The organism is Brachybacterium sp. GU-2 (assembly GCF_030866705.2).
Classification (GTDB): Bacteria; Actinomycetota; Actinomycetes; order Actinomycetales; family Dermabacteraceae; genus Brachybacterium; species Brachybacterium conglomeratum.
In genome coordinates, this window is record NZ_CP133037.2 from 1,631,028 (window position 1) to 1,650,835 (window position 19,808).

General features: G+C 72.8%; 21 protein-coding genes. 9 read left to right on the top strand and 12 right to left on the bottom strand.

Features of this window, described 5'->3' with window-relative positions:
* Positions 1-27 precede the first annotated feature (27 nt).
* The 8 genes from RBL05_RS07480 to RBL05_RS07515 all read right to left on the bottom strand — a co-directional run bounded on the left by RBL05_RS07480 (position 28) and on the right by RBL05_RS07515 (position 5,380).
* Positions 28-621 carry a carbohydrate ABC transporter permease gene (locus RBL05_RS07480; RefSeq protein ID WP_263309856.1) on the bottom strand — a complete coding sequence of 198 codons (594 nt, stop codon included), beginning with the start codon at positions 619-621 and terminating at the stop codon, positions 28-30.
* A gap of 18 nt (positions 622-639) precedes the next feature.
* Complete coding sequence (locus RBL05_RS07485; protein ID WP_263309857.1) at positions 640-837, bottom strand: hypothetical protein; 198 nt, start codon at positions 835-837, stop codon at positions 640-642.
* A gap of 48 nt (positions 838-885) precedes the next feature.
* Positions 886-1,257 carry a MauE/DoxX family redox-associated membrane protein gene (locus RBL05_RS07490; RefSeq protein WP_308740047.1) on the bottom strand — a complete coding sequence of 124 codons (372 nt, stop codon included), beginning with the start codon at positions 1,255-1,257 and terminating at the stop codon, positions 886-888.
* Positions 1,254-1,985, bottom strand: coding sequence for a VOC family protein (locus RBL05_RS07495; protein ID WP_308740046.1), 732 nt, complete (start codon positions 1,983-1,985; stop codon positions 1,254-1,256). The genes RBL05_RS07490 and RBL05_RS07495 overlap by 4 nt, the downstream gene beginning before the upstream one ends.
* Positions 1,986-2,027: 42 nt before the next feature.
* Entirely contained in the window at positions 2,028-2,579 is a 552-nt protein-coding gene (locus tag RBL05_RS07500; protein WP_308740045.1) for a DUF1992 domain-containing protein, read from the bottom strand.
* Positions 2,576-3,028, bottom strand: coding sequence for an SRPBCC family protein (locus RBL05_RS07505; RefSeq protein WP_308740044.1), 453 nt, complete (start codon positions 3,026-3,028; stop codon positions 2,576-2,578). The genes RBL05_RS07500 and RBL05_RS07505 overlap by 4 nt, the downstream gene beginning before the upstream one ends.
* On the bottom strand, positions 3,025-4,245 hold the full coding sequence (locus RBL05_RS07510) for a YncE family protein (RefSeq protein ID WP_308740043.1): 1,221 nt from the start codon (positions 4,243-4,245) through the stop codon (positions 3,025-3,027). The genes RBL05_RS07505 and RBL05_RS07510 overlap by 4 nt, the downstream gene beginning before the upstream one ends.
* Positions 4,246-4,339: 94 nt before the next feature.
* Positions 4,340-5,380, bottom strand: a complete 1,041-nt coding sequence (locus RBL05_RS07515; protein WP_308740042.1) for a GNAT family N-acetyltransferase — start codon at positions 5,378-5,380, stop codon at positions 4,340-4,342.
* 145 nt (positions 5,381-5,525) lie between these two features.
* Between RBL05_RS07515 and RBL05_RS07520 the strand changes: the two genes are divergently transcribed.
* A complete protein-coding gene (locus RBL05_RS07520) occupies positions 5,526-6,593 on the top strand; it encodes a MerR family transcriptional regulator (protein ID WP_308740041.1) in 1,068 nt (355 codons plus the stop codon).
* A gap of 7 nt (positions 6,594-6,600) precedes the next feature.
* On the opposite strand, the gene RBL05_RS07525 is transcribed toward RBL05_RS07520, so the two are convergent.
* Both RBL05_RS07525 and RBL05_RS07530 read right to left on the bottom strand, forming a co-directional pair.
* Complete coding sequence (locus RBL05_RS07525) at positions 6,601-7,101, bottom strand: DUF1648 domain-containing protein (protein WP_308740040.1); 501 nt, start codon at positions 7,099-7,101, stop codon at positions 6,601-6,603.
* A complete protein-coding gene (locus RBL05_RS07530; protein WP_308740039.1) occupies positions 7,098-8,264 on the bottom strand; it encodes an AAA family ATPase in 1,167 nt (388 codons plus the stop codon). Before RBL05_RS07530 ends, RBL05_RS07525 begins: the two co-directional genes overlap by 4 nt.
* A 525-nt stretch (positions 8,265-8,789) precedes the next feature.
* Here RBL05_RS07530 and RBL05_RS07535 point away from each other — a divergent pair.
* Positions 8,790-10,454, top strand: a complete 1,665-nt coding sequence (locus RBL05_RS07535; RefSeq protein WP_308740038.1) for an HNH endonuclease signature motif containing protein — start codon at positions 8,790-8,792, stop codon at positions 10,452-10,454.
* Here the strand turns inward: RBL05_RS07535 and RBL05_RS07540 are convergent.
* Positions 10,405-11,025 carry an isochorismatase family protein gene (locus RBL05_RS07540; RefSeq protein WP_308740037.1) on the bottom strand — a complete coding sequence of 207 codons (621 nt, stop codon included), beginning with the start codon at positions 11,023-11,025 and terminating at the stop codon, positions 10,405-10,407. The genes RBL05_RS07535 and RBL05_RS07540 overlap by 50 nt on opposite strands.
* A 71-nt stretch (positions 11,026-11,096) precedes the next feature.
* Here RBL05_RS07540 and RBL05_RS07545 point away from each other — a divergent pair, with 71 nt between their 5' ends.
* Positions 11,097-13,154 carry an NADPH-dependent 2,4-dienoyl-CoA reductase gene (locus tag RBL05_RS07545; protein WP_308740036.1) on the top strand — a complete coding sequence of 686 codons (2,058 nt, stop codon included), beginning with the start codon at positions 11,097-11,099 and terminating at the stop codon, positions 13,152-13,154.
* Between the two features lie 32 nt (positions 13,155-13,186).
* Positions 13,187-13,663: a nucleoside deaminase gene (locus RBL05_RS07550; protein ID WP_308740035.1), complete on the top strand. Its 477-nt coding sequence runs from the start codon at positions 13,187-13,189 to the stop codon at positions 13,661-13,663.
* Here RBL05_RS07550 and RBL05_RS07555 read toward each other — a convergent pair.
* On the bottom strand, positions 13,657-15,531 hold the full coding sequence (locus RBL05_RS07555) for a penicillin-binding transpeptidase domain-containing protein (protein WP_308740034.1): 1,875 nt from the start codon (positions 15,529-15,531) through the stop codon (positions 13,657-13,659). The genes RBL05_RS07550 and RBL05_RS07555 overlap by 7 nt on opposite strands.
* Positions 15,532-15,560: 29 nt before the next feature.
* Here RBL05_RS07555 and RBL05_RS07560 point away from each other — a divergent pair, with 29 nt between their 5' ends.
* The 5 genes from RBL05_RS07560 to RBL05_RS07580 are packed head-to-tail and all read left to right on the top strand — an operon-like array spanning position 15,561 to position 19,802.
* On the top strand, positions 15,561-16,472 hold the full coding sequence (locus RBL05_RS07560; protein ID WP_308740033.1) for a PfkB family carbohydrate kinase: 912 nt from the start codon (positions 15,561-15,563) through the stop codon (positions 16,470-16,472).
* A gap of 37 nt (positions 16,473-16,509) precedes the next feature.
* A complete protein-coding gene (locus RBL05_RS07565; protein WP_318604243.1) occupies positions 16,510-16,998 on the top strand; it encodes a glutathione peroxidase in 489 nt (162 codons plus the stop codon).
* Positions 16,999-17,044: 46 nt separating this feature from the next.
* Positions 17,045-18,190 (top strand): SPFH domain-containing protein, encoded by a 1,146-nt coding sequence (locus RBL05_RS07570; protein ID WP_308740031.1) that lies wholly within the window; start codon positions 17,045-17,047, stop codon positions 18,188-18,190.
* 30 nt (positions 18,191-18,220) lie between these two features.
* Positions 18,221-18,709: a hypothetical protein gene (locus tag RBL05_RS07575; protein WP_308740030.1), complete on the top strand. Its 489-nt coding sequence runs from the start codon at positions 18,221-18,223 to the stop codon at positions 18,707-18,709.
* A 34-nt stretch (positions 18,710-18,743) separates the two neighbouring features.
* A complete protein-coding gene (locus tag RBL05_RS07580) occupies positions 18,744-19,802 on the top strand; it encodes a hypothetical protein (protein WP_308740029.1) in 1,059 nt (352 codons plus the stop codon).
* Positions 19,803-19,808: the final 6 nt, after the last annotated feature.

A 19,808-nucleotide genomic window follows, 5' to 3' on the forward strand; every position in this document is an offset into this window, starting at 1 on the left:
CGGAAGCGGCGCTCAGCCCTCCATGCCTCAGCCCTTCATACCCGAGTGGGCGAGCCCCTCGACCACCCGGCGCTGCAGCACGATGAACAGGATCATCAGCGGCAGCATCGCCATGAACGCCGCGGCCATCATCACCGGGTAGTCGGTGGTGAACTGGCCCTGCAGCGTGGACAGGCCCACGGCGAGGGTGGTGCGGACGTCGTAGGTCGCCACGATCAGCGGCCACATCAGGTCGTTCCAGGAGGCGAGCGCCGTGAGGATCGCGACCGCGCTCAGCGCCGGGCCGGACAGCGGGAACATGATCCGCCAGAAGGTCTGCCAGGGGCTCGCGCCGTCGAGCCGCGCCGCCTCCTCGAGGGAGCGCGGCATGCCCAGGTAGTGCTGGCGCATCAGGAAGGTGCCGAAGGCGCTGCTCTCGAACGAGTACAGCTCCACGAGGTTCGGCGGGTAGTTCGCCGGGTCGAAGCCCTCGAGCTCGCTGAGGTCCTGCAGCATCTCGTGGGAGGCGTAGAGCTCGAAGTTCGGGCCGTTGATCCAGAACACGTCGGGCAGGTCGTCGCCCTGCGCCTGGATGCGGAGCCGTTCGAAATACGGGCCGAACGCCGTGGTCGAGATGCTCACGCCGATGCCCGGGAAGTGCTACTGGAAGGCGTCGACGATCTCGATCATGGCCGGCTCCTGCGCCTTGTCCCAGATCCCGAAGGTGATCTCGTCCTCGGTGTCGGCGGTCGCCGGCGGTCCGAGAGCGGGATCGACCTCGGGGTCCGACGAGCATCCGGCGAGCGCCGCCGCGCCCGCCGCCCCGGCCAGGCCGGGGAAGGTTCGTCTGGAGGTCACGTGAACTCCTTTGTCCGACAGATCACACGAGCGCCAACGTCAACCCATTCACTCGGCGTTCCGCACGATGTGCAGGGCCTGCGCGATGAGCACGCCCTGCAGCGGGAGCCGCCCGTACGCGATCGCCCGACGGCGCGGCCGGGCGCGGCGCCAGTCGTACGCCATCTGCACGTTCGCGGGGAACACCGCGACGAACAGCGCCGCCGCCGCGGCTCCTCCCAGGCGCCGGGTCCGGGGCACGGCCAGGAGACCCGCGACGGCGAGCTCGGCGACGCCCGAGGCATAGGTGTAGCCGCGTGCGGGTCCCGGCAGCGCGGGCGGGACGATCGTGTCGAAAGGCTCAGGCCGGAGCATGTGCAGCGTCCCCGCACCGGCGAGCAGGGCGCCGAGGAATCCGGCGGTGCGGCGGCCGCGGTTCATGCGCCCGCTCCCACGGCCGGCAGCACGCAGAACTCGTTCCCGGAGGGGTCGCGGAACACGCGCCAGGGCAGCTCGCCCCAGTCCGGGAAGAACCCCTCTCCGCCCCGTGCGGAGATCCCGGCCGCGACGGCGTCCGGGTCGTCCTCCGGCTCGAGCCGCACGTCGAGGTGGATCGGGTTCTTGGCCCCCGGCTGCTTCGGCGCCGGCTCCGGGCACAGCTCGAGCAGGGGTCCTCGTCCCGAGGGGTGGCGCAGGGTGCGCGGCGCGATGCCCGTCGCGGGCGTCCAGCCGCTCAGCCAGGCCCAGAACTCGGCATCGCGGGCAGGGTCGGCGGAGTCCAGCGGCAGGGCCGCGATCGGCCCCGTGCCCACGTACGCCTCCCGCTCCTCCATCACGCAGAACGCGCCGCCCTCGGGGTCGGCGAGCACGATCCAGGGGGGCTCGCCCTGTCCGATGTCGAGGTCGCTCGCGCCGAGCCCGCGCAGCCGCTGCGCGACCTCCTGCTGCGCGGTGCCGCCGAGCAGGTCGAGATGGAGGCGCTGCGGGGAGTGGTTCGGCTCCGGGACCCGCGCGAAGCACAGGTCGAGGTAGGCGTCGCCGTCAATGCGCAGCCTGGTCTCGAAGATGTCGGGCGCGTCGGTGAGGGTGGTGGTGCCGAGGGCCGCCTCCCAGAAGCGGCCCAGGCGCTTCGGGTCCAGGGCGTCGATGCCGAGGTTCTCGAGGAACATCCCGCCACCCTATGGCCGCACCGGCTCACGGCGGAAGGACGATCAGGTCGGGGAAGGACCGTGCGAGCCGTGCGTCGAGGGTGAGCACTCGCACGGCCCGGACACCCGCCCACCCCGTCGCCCGAAGGGCCACCACCGCCGGCGCCGGGTCGGCGGCGCGACGTCCGGCGCGGAGGTGGCCGAGGGCACATCGTGACCCGCTGCCCGCACCTGACGCCAGCGCGCGACCGCGTCGTCCCCGTCCCACGCCGGCGCCAGCATCCGCTGGAAGGGGTTCGCGCGCCGGTCCTCGTGGACGCGCTCGGTGAAGTCCGCAGCGTACTCGCGCACGGCCTTCTCGTCGGGCAGCGCGGCGAGGGTCTCGTCGCGGCGCTCGTACTCCTTGCGCAGCAGCACCACGACGGGCAGCAGCGCCTCGGAGTCGATGTCGCCGCTGGCGATGCGCTGGTTCACCCACCAGTCGGGGTCGTGGGTGTCCGGCAGGTCCAGGGGCTTCCCGGCGCCGGGCAGGTCGTCGAAGTCGCCGCGCCGCGCGGCCGCCTCGATCGCCGACTCGATGCGGGCCACGCCCGGGTCCATCGACGGCGTGCTCACGCGCCCTCGGCGAGCTCCGCGAGGCGGTCGATCGAGGCCATGAGCTTCTCCGGCGTCATCTGCCGCGCCTTCGCGAGACGCGCCTCCTGCGAGGCGGGCAGGTCGGAGAAGTCGTAGACGTGGGTGACCAGGGTGCGCCCGTCCTCGAGCGGCTCGAGGACCCAGCCCCACTGGTGGCCGGCCGGTTGCTCGCCGTGGGGAGCGGGGCGCCAGGCGATCTCGCGCCCCTCGACGAAGGCGACGACGTGGTTGTCGCGCATCCCGCCGCCCTGGTTGGTCATCACGAACACGTCGCCGACGGCGCGGACCCGCTGGCCTGCCTCGGCGCCTGCGAGGTTGTCGTTGCCGTCCCAGCGCGGCTGCTCGGCCGGGTCGGCGATGAGGTCGAAGAGGGCGGCGGCGGGAGCGGCGACCCCGCGGGAGGCCGTGACGACGGCGTGGGCGTTCATGGCTCCATCGTGCCATCACGCGGGGCGGTGTCGTCGAAGACGTCGATCGACCCGGCATAGTTCGCGACCCACACCCGGCCGTGGGTGGGCTCGTAGGTGATGCCGATCGGGTTCTGGCCCACCTCGACGGTCTGGATCTCCTCGAGCGTCTCGGCGTCGAACTTCGTCACGGTGTTCGCGTAGTAGTTGACGACGTACAGGGCGAGCCCGTCGGGCGAGATCGCCATGGTGCGCGGCTCCCGGCCGGTGGCGACCTCGCGCAGCACCTCGCCGGTGGCGGTGTCGAGCTCGAGCAGCCGATCGTCCCCGGACTCGGTGAGGTACATGCGGGACGCGTCCGGGGAGAGCACCAGATGGCGGGGCTTGCGGCCGGTCTCGAGCACGAGCTCGCTCTCGCCGGTCTCGAGGTCCACGCGATACAGCTCGTCGGCGTACATCGCGGTGACATAGGCGGTGCGGTTGTCGGGCAGCACCACGGAGCCGCGCGGGGCGGAGTCGACGGGGATCTGCCGCACCTCCTCGCCCCGCTCGAGGTCGACGACGGAGACGCTCGAGTCGCACCAGTTCGAGACCAGCGCGACGGACCCGTCGGGCGAGAGGGAGATGAACTTCGGGACCCGTCCCACCTCGATGACCTGGTCCCATTCCTTCGTCTGGAGATCGAGGCGGTAGACGGCGCTGTTCCCGATCTCGTCGCCGGCGGCGCAGTCGTCGGTCGCGGTCTCCCCCGCCCCGGGCCCCTTGAGCGAGTACTGGGAGACGTAGGCGAACCTCCCGTCGGGCGAGAACACCGCCTCGACCGGCGCGCCCTTCGTCTCCCCGGCGCGGTCGGGGTACCCGAACTCGGCGAGGTCCACGGTGTCGGGGACCGTCGCGGCGAGCTCGAGGCTGCTCGCGTCGTACAGCGTGGAAGTGTGGTTGTACATCATGTTGTTCGCGATGACGTCCCCGGCCGGGCTCGCGACCACGGACTTCGGCGAGATGTCCCCGGTGATCCGGTCGCGGTGCACGAGCCGGGTCGTGTTCGAGGGGTCGCCGATCGGCTCCTGCACGGCCGCCTCGGCGGGAGAGGCGGCGTCATCGGGACGCAGCATCGAGGTGCCGAGCCCCGTGACCGCACCGCCGGCGAGCACGAGCGAGAGGATCGCCATCGCCACGGTGAACTGGTGCGAGCTGCGGCCGCGGCGCGGCGGCTTCCTGCGATGCTTCGCCTCCACGGCGCCCCCTTGACCGTTCTGCCCGAGTCCTCAGGCATGAACCTACGGGGCGGAACAGGGCGATGGGGTCAGGCGCGCTGGGCAGGCGTGTCGCTCAGCCCGCGCGCCTGCCCTGCATCACGACCTCGTGGAAGAGCAGCTCATACCCGAGCTTCTCGTTGACCTGGATCATCCACGGGTTCACGTGCGAGTTCCAGGTGACCAGCGAGCGCAGCTGCGGGGCGAGCTCGGCGAGGCGCCGGTGGGTGGCGACCTTGAGCCCGAGGCCCAGCCGGTGCCCGCGGTGCTCGGGCATGACCAGGGTGTTCTCCTGGTAGCCGAGGGTGCTGCCGGGCGCCTCGTGCACGTGCACCTCGGAGTTGCCGACGAACTCGCCGTCCGGCGCGACAGCCACCGCGACGATCCGGATCGTCCCCGCCTCGCGCATCCGCCGCTCGCTCACGCGGATCCGCTCGGGGGTGTACTCGGCGGGCTCGTGCTCGACCTCCTCGTCGGGCTCGTCGATCTCGAGCTGGGTGAGCAGCCGGCCGTAGGCGCTCAGGTGCTCCTCGGGGATCTCCCCGACCCACTGCTCGATCCGGTACTCGCCGCGCTTCTGTGCCGACTCGGCCTCGAGCGCGTCGAGCCGGGCGGGGTCCAGCGGCAGCGGCAGCGCCCGGCACACGGCGAGGTTCTTGCGGGTCACGCCGAGCCGGGCGGCGATCCGGTGCACGGGATGGGCGGGATCCGCCGGGTCGACGCCCGCCTCGATCTCGCCGTACGCCTCGACGAGCGTGCGGCCGGACTGCTCGATCGCGGGCAGCAGCGCCTCCTCCACCAGCGCGGTCGCGATGCCCTGCCCCCGGTGCGCGGGATGCACGGCGACGCCGACGGAGATCGACTCGAGGTTCTCCTGCTGCGGCGTGAAGGTCATCGCGCGGCCGACGAGCATCTCCCCGCCCTCGAGCGTCTCGGCGAGCGCGATCCAGCGCCGCACCGTCCAGTACGGGGTGTCCTCGAGGCCGGCGCGCAGCTGCGCGAGGCTCTCCTCCTGATGACCGCCGTAGACGTGGTCGTCCAGCGCCTGCTCGAGGGCGCGGTACTGCTCGAGCTCCAGGTCGGAGGAGGTGTCCAGGGGACGGATCGTCAGCTGCATGCGCGCAGTCCACCACGGCGCGGGACCACCGGTCGACGGAATATCCTCGAGCCTCCTTGACCCTCCCCTCGGGGCAGGGCCCAGCGTGGTCCGCGCCGGGACGGACCCGGCGCCCGGGACCGGGCGAGGCACGACGGAGGAACGCATGGACGAGAGCCTGCTGAGCATCGGGGAGCTGGCGGCGCGCAGCGGCCTGAGCCCCAAGGCGCTGCGGCTGTACGACGAGACGGGGCTGCTGGTGCCCCGCCGCGTCGACCCCTCGACCGGCTACCGCTCCTACGGAACCGACCAGGTGGGCCGCGCCCGCCTGATCGCCGCCCTGCGGGGGCTCGGGATGGGGCTCGCCCGGATCCGGGTGCTGTGCGACCTGGACGGCGCGGCCGCCGCGACGGAGCTGCGCTCCTGGTGGCGGCAGGAGGAGGCCGACGCCCTCTCCCGCGCCGTCGCCGTCCGCGACCTCGCCTCCTCGCTCGGGCAGCACCCCACGGAGGACGCCATGACCACCACGACCACCCCTGCTCGCAGCGTCTCGGCGCTGCACATCGGCCTCGAGCGCACCGCCCAGGAGGACGCGGTGCTGGTCCGGGCCCTGCCCGGCGACCGCACCCTGCTCGCGGCGGCCGACGGATTCCACGACGCCGGCGACCTCGCCGCCCGGATGCTCTCGGCGTTCGCCGGCGCGCTCGAACGGGCGCTCGCCGCTCCGTCGGCCTCCCCGCTGCCGGCCCTCGAAACCGCCTGGACCGCCGCCGAGGCGCTGGTGCCGACACAGGGTGCCGCCGGCTCGACCCTCACCGCCGGCGTGCTCGACGGCGATCGCCTGCACATCGCCCACCTCGGCGACACGCGCGCGATGCTCGTGCGCGCCGGCCGGCTCGAGCACGTCACGCAGGACCACACCCACGTGCGCTCCCTGCTCGAGGCGGGCCGGCTCTCCCCCGAGGAGGCCGCCTCCCATCCGGACCGGCGGGTGCTGAACCGGGCCCTCGCTACCGGTGCGCCGTCGGCCCCGGACCTGCTGGTCCGTCACCTGGAGCCCGGCGACCTGGTGATCGTGGCGTCCGACGGGCTGCACGCGGTGGCCGACCCGTTGGCCCTGGCCGAGGCGCTGGGAGGCGAGCAGGAGCCCGAGGCGCTCGCGCAGCACCTGATCGACTTCGCCCTCGACGCCGGCGGCCCGGACAACGTGGCCGTGGCGCTGGCCCGGGCGTGAACCGGCCTCAGCGGGCGGCCCGCACCATGCGGACGATTCCCACCGCCGACGCGCCGATCAGCCCGGCGATCCCGAGCACGAGTAGTGCACCACCACCGCCGAGGATCACCGACCACGCGATGCCGAGGTAGAGCACCTGCATCCCGAGCAGCGTCCAGACCATCAGCCGCTCACCCTCGCGATACATGGTCTGGGCGTTGCTCTCGGTGATCTCGACCGGATAGTTGAAGCCGCGCGGCCGCGTGGAGATCGCGGCGAGCGGGAGCGACAGCAGAACCATCACGCCGGCGATGACCAGCAGCGACCACTTCGGACCCCAGTCGTCGGCCTCTCCGGCGGGGCCGAAGTGGGTCGCGACGGTCTCCGGAAGGGACGGGTAGGCGATCAGCAGCCAGGCGGTGATCGCGATCGTCGCCAGCACGGAGACCCACCGCAGCACCCGTGTGACCCGCCCGGTGCGATAGGTGCGGGCGGGCCGGTCGGCCTTCGTCGTGGAGGTGCCCGTCATGCGCGCCTCCCGCGATGGGACCGTCGGACGCCGCGATCGGGTTCGACGTCGGCCCCCACCCCCTCGCGCTCCTCGTGGCGCAGCGCCTCGTCGAGATAGGGCAGCGCGTACTCGACGAAGCCGCGCCCGGCGGGGCGGATCAGGTCGTCCTCGATGAGCCGCTCGCGGTAGGTGGACTGGTTGCGCGGGTCGATGCCCATGCGTCGGGCGATGTCGCCGACGGCCGACGGACCCTCGTCCTCGAGCATCGCCCTCAGGTACTCGCGCTTGCGGGCGCTGAGGCCGCGCAGCGCCGGGCCGTGGACGTTCTTGATCATCGCGGCGACGACGGTGTCCCGCGCCCTGCGGACGTCCTCGACCTCGATCACGTCGGCGTCGCCGCTGTTCTGCCAGGCCTTGGAGCCGATGAGCTGGATCAGGTAGGGGTAGCCGCGGGAGATCTCGCCGGCGAGCACCGCGGCCTCCGGGGTGATCGACTTCGCGGTGTCGGCGACGGTCATCCGGATCGCCTCGGCGGCGGTGCCGACGTCGACGCTGCCCACCTCGAGCCGGTGCGCACGGCGCAGGAAGGTGGTGCGCTCATGGTCCAGCAGCGCATCGACCCCGGCGCGCACCCCGGCGGCGAGGAAGGCGACGGCGTGGCCGGAGCCGATGAGGTCCTGCACGTGCTGGGTGAGGGCATGGAGCTGGTCGCGATCCACGGACTGCAGCTCGTCGAGCGTGATCAGCAGCCCGCCGCCCTCGGCCTCGGCGAGCTCGGCCAGGCGGTCGAGCACGACGGCGAGCGGCTCCCCCTCCCCCTCGTAGCGCTGGACGATGTCGCGCTGGGCGGAGACGTTCATGACGCGCGCGGAGGTGAGGCGGGAGGTCTCCGCCTCGGGATCGATCTCGCGCAGCCGGGAGATGGCCTGGCCGCGCAGCTCCTCGAGCAGCGAGGTCGAGGAGGTGTGCATCCGGAGATCGGTCCAGCCGGCCTCGAGCGCGAGCTCGCGGAACTCGGTGAGCAGCACGGTCTTGCCGGCGCCGCGCTGACCGGAGATGAGGATCGCCCGCGCCTCGGGGACGTTCCCGGCCAGCGCCGCGGTGAACTCCTCGATCGCGATGTCACGGCCCGCGAGGATGATCGGCGTGAGGCCGAAGCCCGGGGTGAAGGGATTCGTCATGGAGCCATCGTGCCGTGTGTGTCGGTGTATGTACAGGGCGGCGTGGGGGCAGTCGGTCGCGCTCGGCTCGAGGGGCGGCCGACGACGATACGACGACTGGACGACGGACCACTCCTCCTCATTCATTGAAATCGCGAATTCGGCGAGGGAGTTTCGTCAGAATTCCAAGAAGAAGCCCGAGTCCACCCGCCCCCCTTTTCCCACCCCGATCTTCCACCCGCCACCAGCACGCTCGCGAGTCGGGCCATCAACTCCGCACACCGACTCCACCCGCCCCTCACCCCGCACTACAGAACATCGCCATCACCAGCAGACACGCCCTACACACAGGTCCGACAGGCGACGCCACCCATCCACACTTCCACCCCTCCAGCCCCGACCATTCCTCCCCACACCGAGGTTATCCACAAAATCTTCCCCATTCGCCTCCGGCCCTTCCGGCGGCGTGTTGTGGTGGATATGCTGGACCCATCGCGAAAGGAAGCGACTCGGGATTTTCTCGGGCGAGGGAAGGGGGTGGAGACGATGGGCGAGTTCGACGAGCTCGAGCTGGATATGCCGTCACGCGCTTCTGCCGATGGGGTGCCGCCTGCTCCGCGCTCCGACTCTGCGCGCCCTTCCCGCGTCCTCCCGCCCGCGACCGTCCCGGATCTTCCCGCGTGGCGTGCGCGTGCTCGTCGGCCGCTCACCGAGGCGCGGATCCTCGAGGAGGTCGGCGAGGGGACCGTCGAGTCCGGGCGGGTGATGGCGCTGCACCGCACCGCGCTGACCCGTGCCCGGCTGTACGCCCATCACCTGCGGCTGCTGGAGACCTTCTTCCGTGAGGACCCGGAGGTGCAGGGCCGTCCTGAGGACGCGGACATGACCGCTCTGAAGGTCGCGGCCGGACTCCGCTGCACGTACAACCAGGCCTGGAGCCAGGTGCTCGATGCGCACCGGGCGGTCGAGATCATGCCGCTCACCTTCGAGTACCTGCGCCGCGGCGATCTCACCGAGGCGATGCATCAGATGCTCCTGCGGCGGGTGCGGCGACTGACCGACGAGCAGGCCTCGCAGGTCGACGCCCACATGGCGACGATCGAGCTGCCGTCCGTCTCGCTCGACACCTTCTCCCGGCACCTCCGTCTCGCCGTCGAGCTCGCGACCGCCGGCACACTCCCCACCCCGCCCTCGCAGAGTCGGGACGTGGAGATCGTCGACGTCGACTCGACCACCGGCACCGCCTCGCTGCTGGTCACCGGCCCGATCCTGGAGATCAAGGGGCTCGCCCACCGGCTCGACGTCGCCGCCCGCGACGTGCAGCGCGCCCAGCGAGCCGCCCTCCAGGACGGCGCCGAGGGACCGCTGCCCTTCGACCTCGACGGCGACCTCGTCGAGCGCGGCGCACCGCTCTCGCTGCGTACGCTGCGCTACGCGCTCCTCGCCCACACCGTGCTGGACACCGACCCGGTGCAGGAGACGGCCTCGCCGTACAAGCTGCTGGTCACCGTGCCCGTGATGACGCTGCTCGGACGGGACGACGCCCCGGCCATGCTCGAGGGGACCACCCCGATCCCCGCCGAGCTCGCCCGGAACCTCGCGGCCGGGGAGAGCGCCTGGACCCGGTTCCTCACCGATGCGGCACGCGGCACGCATCTTCCCGTGCTGCCCGAGACCTACCGGCCCAGCGCTGCGATGCGGCTGCAGCTCCGATTGCGCCACCCGGTCTGCGCGGCACCCGGATGCACCCGCCCCACCGCGACCGCCGCGGAGGACGACCACATCCTCGAGTACGACCACGAGCACCCCGAACGCGGCGGCCCGACCTCCCTGGCGAACCTCCACCGTCTGTGCTGGCAGCACCACCAGATGAAGACCGCCGGCCTGATCGACCCGACCCGCGAGCCGGTCGACCACAGCGCGCCCGCCCGGCCGCTCACCACGCACTGGACCCTCGGCGAGGACCTGCGCACCACCACCGAGGAGGCCACCGACCTGCTCACCCCGCACACGGTCAGGCTCCTCGAGCATGCCGCGGCCGAGCACGAGCGCCTCGCCGCCGAGGCCCGCCGCCTCCACGCCGAGGAACAGGCCCGACCCCGCGCGGAACGCGTCGCCGAGGACCGGCGGGCCGCTCTCGCGAAGGCCGCCGGCCGGAAGGTCATCCCTCCCGGGAACCCGCCGCCGGATCTCGGCGATCCGCCGTTCTGACGACCTCGACCCCCGCCGCGGCCAGCCCCTCCTCGAGCTCCGCGACGCCCGAGGGATGCACGGCGGCCGTCATCTCCCGCAGCACCCGCACCGACGCGCCGGCCTCGCGCGAACCGAGTGCCGTGGCGCGCACGCAGAAGTCGTAGGCGAGGCCCACCACGTCGATCTCGCAGCCGGGGACCAGCGCCTGCACCGACTCGCCCGTGCCGACCACGGTCCCCTCGAGCACGCTGTACGACGGGACGCCGTACCCCTTGTGCACGACCTCCACCCGGTCCTCCACCGCTGCGATCGCCGGATGCAGCGCCGCACCCTCCGTGCCCGCCACGCAGTGCACGGGCCAGGTCTCCACGAAGTCCGGCGCGGCCGGCGGCACCGCGAAGTGCCCGCCGTTGTCGGTGTCCCCGCGATGCCAGTCCTGGCTGGCGAGGATCCGGTCGTAGTCCCCGCCGTGCTCGCGCACGAACTCGGCGATCCTCTCCGCGACCGCTCCGCCGCCGTCGACGCCGAGCGCACCGCCCTCGCAGAAGTCGTTCTGGACATCGACGATGATCAGCAGGCGCGTCGTCATCGGGGGCTCCTCGCAGCAGTGTGGGACCGGTTCGTTCCAGCGTACGCGGGCGAGCTGGCAGAATCGCGGGCATGTCTTCCCCTCAGCACTCCGCCGCAGCGTCGCGGTACCGATCCCTGCTCTCCCCGCTCGACCTCGGCCCCTTCCAGGTCCGCAACCGGATCGTGATGGGCTCGATGCACACGGGACTCGAGGACGACCCGGCGGACGCGAAGAAGCTCGCCGCATATCTCGGCGAGCGCGCCCGCGGCGGCGTGGGGCTGATCGTCACCGGCGGCTTCTCCCCCGACCGCAGCGGCCGACTCACCCCGCGCGGCTCTCAGGCCGACGCCCGCACCCTGCGCGCCCACGAGCTGATCACCCGCGAGGTCCACGAGGCCGACGGACGGATCGTCCTGCAGCTCCTCCACGCCGGCCGCTACGCCTTCCACCCGCTGTCCGCCTCGCCGAGCGGCGGGAAGTCGCCGCTGTCCCCGTTCCGCAGCCGTCGGCTCACCCGCAGCGGGGTGCAGAGCACCATCGACCACTTCGCCGAGGCGGCCCGTCGCGCCGTCGACGCCGGCTACGACGGCGTCGAGATCATGGGCAGCGAGGGCTACCTGCTCAACCAGTTCCTCGCCCCGGCCACGAACCATCGCCGGGACCGCTGGGGCCGCACCTCCGAGGGCCGGCGCGCGGTGCCGCTCGCGATCGCCGCCGCGGTGCGGGACGCGATCGGGGACGACGCACTGCTGAGCTACCGCATCTCCCTGCTGGACCTGGTGCCCGAGGGGCAGACCTGGACCGAGACCACCGCGCTCGCGCAGTCCCTGGTCCGCGCCGGGGTGGACGTGCTCTCCACGGGGATCGGCTGGCACGAGGCCCGAGTGCCCACCATCGTCACCTCCGTGCCGCGCGCCGCCTTCGCCGAGCAGACCCAGCACCTGCGCGAGCTGGTCGGCGTGCCCGTGGTCGCCTCGAACCGGATCCACGACCCGGGCGTCGCCGAGCAGGTGCTCGCCTCCGGGCAGGCGGACCTGATCTCGATGGCACGCCCGCTGCTGGCCGATCCGCAGCTGCCGAACAAGCTCGCGGACGGCCGCGCCGGACAGGTCGTCGCCTGCATCTCCTGCAACCAGGCGTGCCTGGACAAGGTGTTCGACGGGAAGCGGGCGAGCTGCCTGGTGAACCCGCGCGCCGCCCACGAGACCGAGCTGGTGCTGACGCCGGTGATCGAGCGCCGCATCCGGAAGGTCGCCGTCGTCGGCGCGGGTCCGGCGGGGCTCGAGGCGGCGCTGGCCGCCGCCGAGCGCGGCCACATCGTCACCCTCTACGAGGCGACGGACGAGATCGGCGGGCAGCTGCGGCTCGCGGCACGGATCCCGGGCAAGGAGGACTACGCGCAGGCGCTGCAGTCCTGGCGGATGCGGCTGGCCGCGGCGGGCGTCGGGATCCGGCTCGGGATGCGGCCGACGGCGACCGAGCTCCAGGGCTTCCACGACGTCATCGTCGCCACCGGCGTCGCGCCGCGGGAGATCGCGCTGGAACGGAGCGGCGGGCCGGAGGTGATCAGTTACGCCGATCTGCTCGAGGGCCGTGCCGAGGCCGGCGAACGCGTCGCGATCATCGGCGCGGGCGGGATCGGCGTGGACGTCGCCGAGTATCTCACCGCGCCGCGGCCCTCCCCCACCCTGGACGTCGCGCGCTGGCGGGAGCACTGGGGCGTGGTCGACGCCGACTCGACGCGGGGCGGGGTGATCACCCGTCCGCGCGAGGAGACGCGACGCGAGGTCCACCTGCTGCAGCGCAAGGAGACGCGCATCGGCGCGGGGCTGGGAAGGACCACCGGCTGGGTGCACCGCGCGGAGCTGCGCCATGCCGGCGTGATCCAGCACCGCGGCGTGACCTACGAGAGGATCGACGAGGCGGGCCTGCACATCACCGAGGACGGCGAGGCGCGGGTGCTCGACGTGGACACGGTGGTGGTGTGCGCGGGGCAGGTCAGCGTGAACGCGCTGGCCGACGAGGTGATCGCCGAGCGGCGCGGCCGGGCGCCCCGGGTGCACGTGATCGGCGGGGCCGACGTCGCCGCGGAGCTCGACGCGGAGCGGGCGATCCGCCAGGCCGTGGAGGTCGCGGCGGGGCTGTAGTCTCGGCGGTCCCGGCCCCGAGGAGGCCCGCGATGGACCATCCCGATCCCACCGAGACCCTGCAGCGCACGATCGCCCTCGCCACCGCCAACGTCGCCGACGGCGGCGGTCCGTTCGGCGCCGTGGTGCGCCTGCCGGGCGGGGAGCTGGTCGAGGGCGTGAACCGGGTGACCGCCACGAACGACCCCACCGCCCACGCCGAGGTCGCCGCGATCCGGGCGGCCTGCGCGCGCAACGGATCACCGGAGCTGCGCGGCGCGGTGCTGTACTCGAGCTGCGAGCCGTGCCCGATGTGCCTGGCCGCGGCGCTCTGGGCGCGGCTGGACCTCGTGGTGTTCGCCGCAGGCCGCGGGGACGCCGCTCGGGCCGGCTTCGACGACTCCGCCTTCTACGACTACTTCGCCCGGCCGGGCCGCCACGCCCTGCTGCCCGTCGAGCAGCACCGGCACGCCGACGCGGTCGAGCCCTTCGACGCGTGGCTCGCCCACAAGGGGCGCACCGCCTACTGACCCGCGAGCACCTCGCGAGCGATCGGACCGGCAGTGACCGAACCGTAGCTGCCGTCCTCGACGAAGGCGGCGACGACCAGGTCGCCCTGGGCGACGATCACCCAGGAGTGCAGGGCGAGCTCGCCCTCCTCGTTCGTGAACTCGGCGGTGCCGGTCTTGCCGATCACCGGCTCCCCGGGCAGGTCCGCGAAGTCGTCGAGGCTGCCGTCGGTGATCACGCCGCGCAGCATGTCCTGCATCTGCGCGGCCTCCTCCTCGGTGAGCGGGGTCGGGACCTCGGGGGCGGCCTGGTCCTCGTCGGCGAGGATGCGCGGGGTGACCGTGGAGCCGTTCTGCACCGAGGCGAGCACGGTCGCCATGGCGAGCGGGGAGGTGAGCACGCGGCCCTGGCCCATCATCGCCGCGGCGTGCTCGACGCCCTCGTCGGCCGGGTCGATCGAGCCCATGAAGGCGTCGAGCCCGGCCGGGGCCTCCTGGCCGATGCCGAGGGTGGTCGCGGCGTCGGCGAGCTCGGCCTGGGAGACGGTCTCGTGCTGCAGCAGCAGTGCGGTGTTGCAGGAGTGCGCGATCACCGAGCGCAGCGGCATGGTGCCGAACAGGGAGGGGTCCATGGAGTCGGCGTTCTTGAAGGAGCGTCCGGCGACCGAGGCGGTCTCGGGGCACTGCAGCTCGGTGTCGGGCGTGACGCCGGCGCGCAGCAGCGACAGCGCGGTGACGGTCTTGAAGGTCGAGCCGGGCGCGTACTGGCCCACGAGGCCGACGGGATAGGACTGGCCGGTCGGGCCGAGCGCCGCGGCGAGCACGTCGCCGGTGGAGGCGCTGAGCGCGATGACGGCCGCCGCGGAGTCCTCGTCGGCGATCGCGGCGGTGGCGCGGCGCTGCAGGTCGTCGTCCAGGGTGGTGCGCACCGTGGTGCCGGCGACGGGAGCGACCTCGTGGAGCGGGCGCTCCTGCTCGCCGCCGGTGGCGACGATCTCGAGGCCGGAGGTGCCGAGGATAGCGTCCTGCTCCGCGGCGAGGACGCCGCCGGTCGCGACCTGGTCGCCGGCCTGGATCTCGCCGCCGGACTTCTCGACGTCCTCCGCGGTCGCCTCGCGCAGGGAGCCGAGCACGCCGGGGGCGTAGTCCCGCTCGACGGCGAGGGGGCGCTGCTCCTCGAGGGCGTGGAAGCCGGGGACCTGGCCGGCCTTGGCGAGGTCGTACTCCCCCTCGTCGCTGACGCGGATGGTGAGGGCGGGGACGAAGGCCTCCTCGCCCGCACCGGCGACGCTCTCGGCGTAGCGGTCCGCGTCGGTGCCGAGCGCGGCGGCGAGGTCGCGGGCGGCGGAGTCGAGCTGGTCGGCGGAGAGCTGGGACTTGTCCAGGCCGAGGACCTTCACGTCGCGGGGGCCGAAGAGCTGGGTGCCGTCGCGGTCGGTGATGGTGCCGAGCTCGGGGTCGACGGCGTGCACGGCGAGCGTCTCGCCGTCCTCGAGATCGGGGCCGAGGGCCGCGGGGGTGAGCTGCGGCGCCCAGCCGTCCTCGCCCTTCGTCAGGGTGGCGGTGGTGGTGTACTCCCAGGTCCCGGCGTCGTCCGGGAGGGTCCAGGTCCAGTCGTAGGTCGCGGTGCGGGTGCCGTCCTGGGCCTCGCCGGCATCGGCGAGGGTGACCTCGGGGGTCGCTCCCGCGTCGCGGAGGGCGCCGAGCACCTCGGCATCGAGGTCGGAGCCGCCCTCGGCGAGGGTGCCGGCGAGCTGCTCGGCGGCGTCCGTGCCGTCGTCGGCGGTGGAGCGCCAGAAGGCGACGCCGCCGACCACGAGGGCGATGACCGCCAGCGCGGCGATCACGATGACGACGGGCGTGCGACGGCGGGAGGAAGCGGGGGCCATCGGGCCATGCTCCCACCTACACTCGGGCCATGTCCCGTGTGCTCCACACCGCCCAGGCCCTCGTCGACGTGATCCTGGAGGTCGACGCGCTGCCCGCACGCGGCGGGAACACCAACGCCCGCACCGAGCGGCGCTACGCCGGCGGGGCCGTGACCACGCTGCTCGCCGCGGCGCGCACCGGGGCGGAGGCGGTCCACGGGGGCGCGCACGGCACCGGCCCGAACGGGGACCTGATCCGGGAGGTGCTGGGGTCCGACGGGGTCGCGGTCTCGGACGTCCCGCGCGAGGACGCCGACACCGGGTACTGCGTGGTGCTGCTGGAGCCGTCGGCCGAGCGGACCTTCCTCACCGTGTACGGGGCGGAGCGGGAGGTGACCGCGGAGTCGTTCGCGCGGCTGGCGCCCCGGCCCGGGGACCTCGTGTGCGTCTCCGGATACAGCCTGTTCGAACCGACCCGGGAGCCGCTGCTGGAGTTCCTCGAGGGGCTCGAGGAGGGCGTCGACGTGGTGCTGGACCCGGGCGACCCCTTCGCCTCCTTCCCGCGCGCTCTGCAGGACCGGATGCTCACCCTCACCACGGTGTGGACCTCCAATGCGGACGAGGCGCGGGCGCTGACCGACCTCGACCACCTCGAGGACACGCCGCAGGCGATCCGGCGCCGGCTGCGGCCGGGCGCCGTCGTCGTGGTGCGCGACGGGGAGCGGGGCTGCCACGTCTTCCATCACGGGCGCGGCACCGCGATCCCCGCCTTCCCGCAGACGCCGCTGGACACCAACGGCGCCGGCGACACCCACACCGGGGTGCTGCTCGCGGAGCGCGCGCTCGGCGCGGACTGGGAGTCCGCGGCGACCCGTGCCAACGCCGCCGCGGCGATCGCGGTGACGCGGCGCGGGCCGCAGAGCGCGCCCGCGCGGGCGGAGGTGGACGAGTTCCTCTCCTGACCTACGATGGCGTAAGGACGGCCACGGGAAGGAGATCATGGACGACCGCACCTTCCACGACTTCTCGGCGACGAGCATCGACGGCGAGCAGGTGGACCTCGGCGCCTATCGCGGCGGCCCCGTGCTGGTGGTCAACACCGCCACCCAGTGCGCCTTCACCCCGCAGCTGCGGGGCCTGCAGGAGCTGCACGAGCGCTTCTCCCCGCTGGGCCTCAGCGTGCTGGGGTTCCCCTCGGACCAGTTCCACCAGGACCCCGGCAGCGACGAGGACACCCGGGAGACCTGCACCTCCCAGTTCTCGGTGACCTTCCCGCTGTTCGCGAAGACCGACGTGAACGGGCCGGACGCCCCGCCGATGTGGCGCTGGCTGTGCGCGCAGAGACCGGGGGTGATGAGCGGGCGGATCGCCTGGAACTTCACCAAGTTCCTCGTCTCCGCCGACGGGCACGTGGTGCGCCGCTTCGCCCCGCCGGTGCCGCCCGTCCGCATCGCCCGCAGGATCGAGGCGGAGCTGTCCCTCCGGTGAGTTGGTAGCGTGTCTCACACGTTCCTCCCACTCGAAAGGGGTCCCTGTGGAAGGCCTCGTCATCACCATCATCGTGCTCGTCGTGATTCTCGTCGTGCTCGCGATCCTCGCCGCGCTGCTGTTCGGCGGCCTGCGCACCTCTCTGATGTTCACGGTGCACACGCAGGAGGCGATCATCGTCGAGCGCTTCGGCAAGTTCCGCCGCGTCGCGCACGCCGGTCTGAACTTCAAGACGCCGTTCATCGACAGCACCACCAAGCCGGTCTCGCTGCGCGTCCAGCAGCTCGAGGTCAACATCGAGTCCAAGACCAAGGACAACGTCTTCGTGACGGTGCCCGTCGCGGTGCAGTACCGCATCCGCGAGGAGCAGGTCGTGGACGCGTACTACAAGCTGTCCAACCCCGAGGCGCAGATCCGCTCCTACGTCTTCGACACCGTCCGCTCCGCGCTGTCGGGCCTCGAGCTGGACGCGGCCTTCGAGTCGAAGGACGACATCGCCCGCAGCGTCGAGAACACCCTCTCGACCCGGATGCAGGAGTTCGGCTTCAACATCATCAACACCCTGGTCCAGGACATCTCCCCGGACTCGCGGGTGCGCGACTCGATGAACTCCATCAACGCCGCCCAGCGCGACCGGGTCGCCGCCCAGTCCCTCGCCGAGGCGGACAAGATCAAGCGCGTCACCCAGGCGGAGGCCGAGGCCGAGTCCAAGCGCCTCCAGGGTGAGGGCGTCGCCGCGCAGCGCAAGGCGATCGCGCTGGGCATCGCGGAGCAGTACGAGATGCTGCGCAAGGTCGGCATCGAGAACTCCGCCGAGCAGCTGCTGCTGATGACGCAGTACTTCGACACCATGCAGGACGTGGCCCGCAACGGCCGCTCCAACGTGCTCTACCTGCCCAGCAACCCCGGCTCCGTCGGCTCCATGGGCGAGGAGATCCGCTCGGCGATGCTGCAGTCGCAGGCCGCGGCCGAGGCGAGCAAGGATGCCGATGCCGACGACGTGAGCCGCCGTCAGCGCGCCTCCGCCGAGCAGCAGCGCCAGCGCGAGGAGGCCCGCGCCCAGCGGGCCCGCCAGGAGGCCGAGCAGAAGGCGCGCGAGGCGCAGCGGCAGGCCCAGCAGCAGGTGCCGGACGGCTACCCCGGCGGCGACGTGCCGCCGTGGGCGCACCCCGGCAGCGCGAACCAGGGCTGACGCCCCTCTCCCGGCGTGGATCGCCCTGCCGTGAGCGGTCCGCGCCGGTCGGCGCAGCTCGCCGTGCTCGATGCGCTGCTCGCCCTGGTCGTCCTCGGCATGGTGCTCGCCGTCGCGGCGATGACGGCGTTCGCCGCGGCGATCAGCATCGGCGAGATCTTCACGCCCACCCCGGACGGTGTCGAGACCATGAGGCGGGCCGAGGCCAGGACCGCGTGGCTCGGCCGCCTCACCGTGGCCGCCGGGATCCTCCTGCTCGTGGTCGATGCGCTGGTCGTCGTGCTGTCGTTGCGCCGCCTGCGCTCCGGCGACCCCGCCCGTCCCACGGCGATCCTCTCCCTCGTCGCGATCGCGACCGGATCCGTGATCCCGCTGGTGGTGCTGCTCACGAGCGCTGACAGCGTGCTGGCGCTCCTCACGCTCGTCTTCGCCCTGCCGCCGGTGCGTCTCGCACAGCTGATCGCAGGAGCGACGGCGACATCCGCCCAAGGTCGTAGCGGAGTCGAGACCGCCGGGTGATCAGCGCAGGCGCCCGCGATGATGGGCTGGGGGCATGGCCAGAACCGATGACCACGCGCCCGCCCCCGTCGACTACTCCACCGAGAAGCGCCTGGCCCGCACCGCCGGGGTGACGCTCGCATGGTGGGCGCACGGCGGGGTGCGGCTCGCCCTCGCGCTGGTGCTGATGTACTACGGCGCCGCGAAGCTCGTGTTCGGCCAGTTCGGCTTCTCCGATGCGGGAGACGCCCTGATCGCCCACGGGGAGATGAGCCCGATGGGGCTGCTGTGGCGGATGGTCGCCTTCTCTCCCGTCTTCCAGTTCCTCGCCGGCCTCGCCGAGTTCGGCGCAGGTCTCGCGCTGCTGTGGCGGCGCACGGTCGTGCTGGGCGCGCTGATCGGCGCGGCCTCGATGAGCTTCGTGCTGGTGCTGAACATCGGCTACGACGTGATGGTCAAGACCCCGTCGGCCGTGTACATCGCGATGTCGCTGCTGGTGCTGATCCCGTGGATGCCGCGCCTGTGGCGCGCGGTGCTGGGGCGCGGGGAGATCGGCGAGGCGCCGCGGCCGCGGCTGGTCCCGTGGCGGCCGGCGGAGCGGGTCGGGGCGATCGCCGTCCCCGTGCTCGCGGCCGTCATCGCGGGCCTCGTGCTGTGGGGCGTCTCGGGGATGTACCCGCCGCGGAGCGTGGACGAGTCGGTGCCGGCCGGGGTGTGGACCGTCGCCGAGGACACCGCGCAGCCTGCCGCGCAGCTCTCCGAGGACACGCGGTGGAGCCGACTCGCGCTCGGCTCGATCTCCTACGGCGGGGCGGCGCAGGCGCAGCTGCGCACGGCCGACGGGACGCTGCGCGCCGGCTCCTGGACCCGCGGCGAGGACGGCACGATCGAGCTGACGCTGAAGGACCTGCGCGAGGAGGGGCAGCCCGTGCAGGAGTACCTCGAGGACGAGGGCGAGACGCTCACGCTGAGCGTCGAGGAGCAGGCCGACGGGACGCTGCACGTCATCGGCGAGGGGCAGGACCTGGTGCTCGCCCCCGACCCCTCCGGCGAGGTGCTCTACGAGCGCGGCTTCTCCTGGGGGATCCGGCCCGACGATCCGTTCAATCGCTGAGCGTCG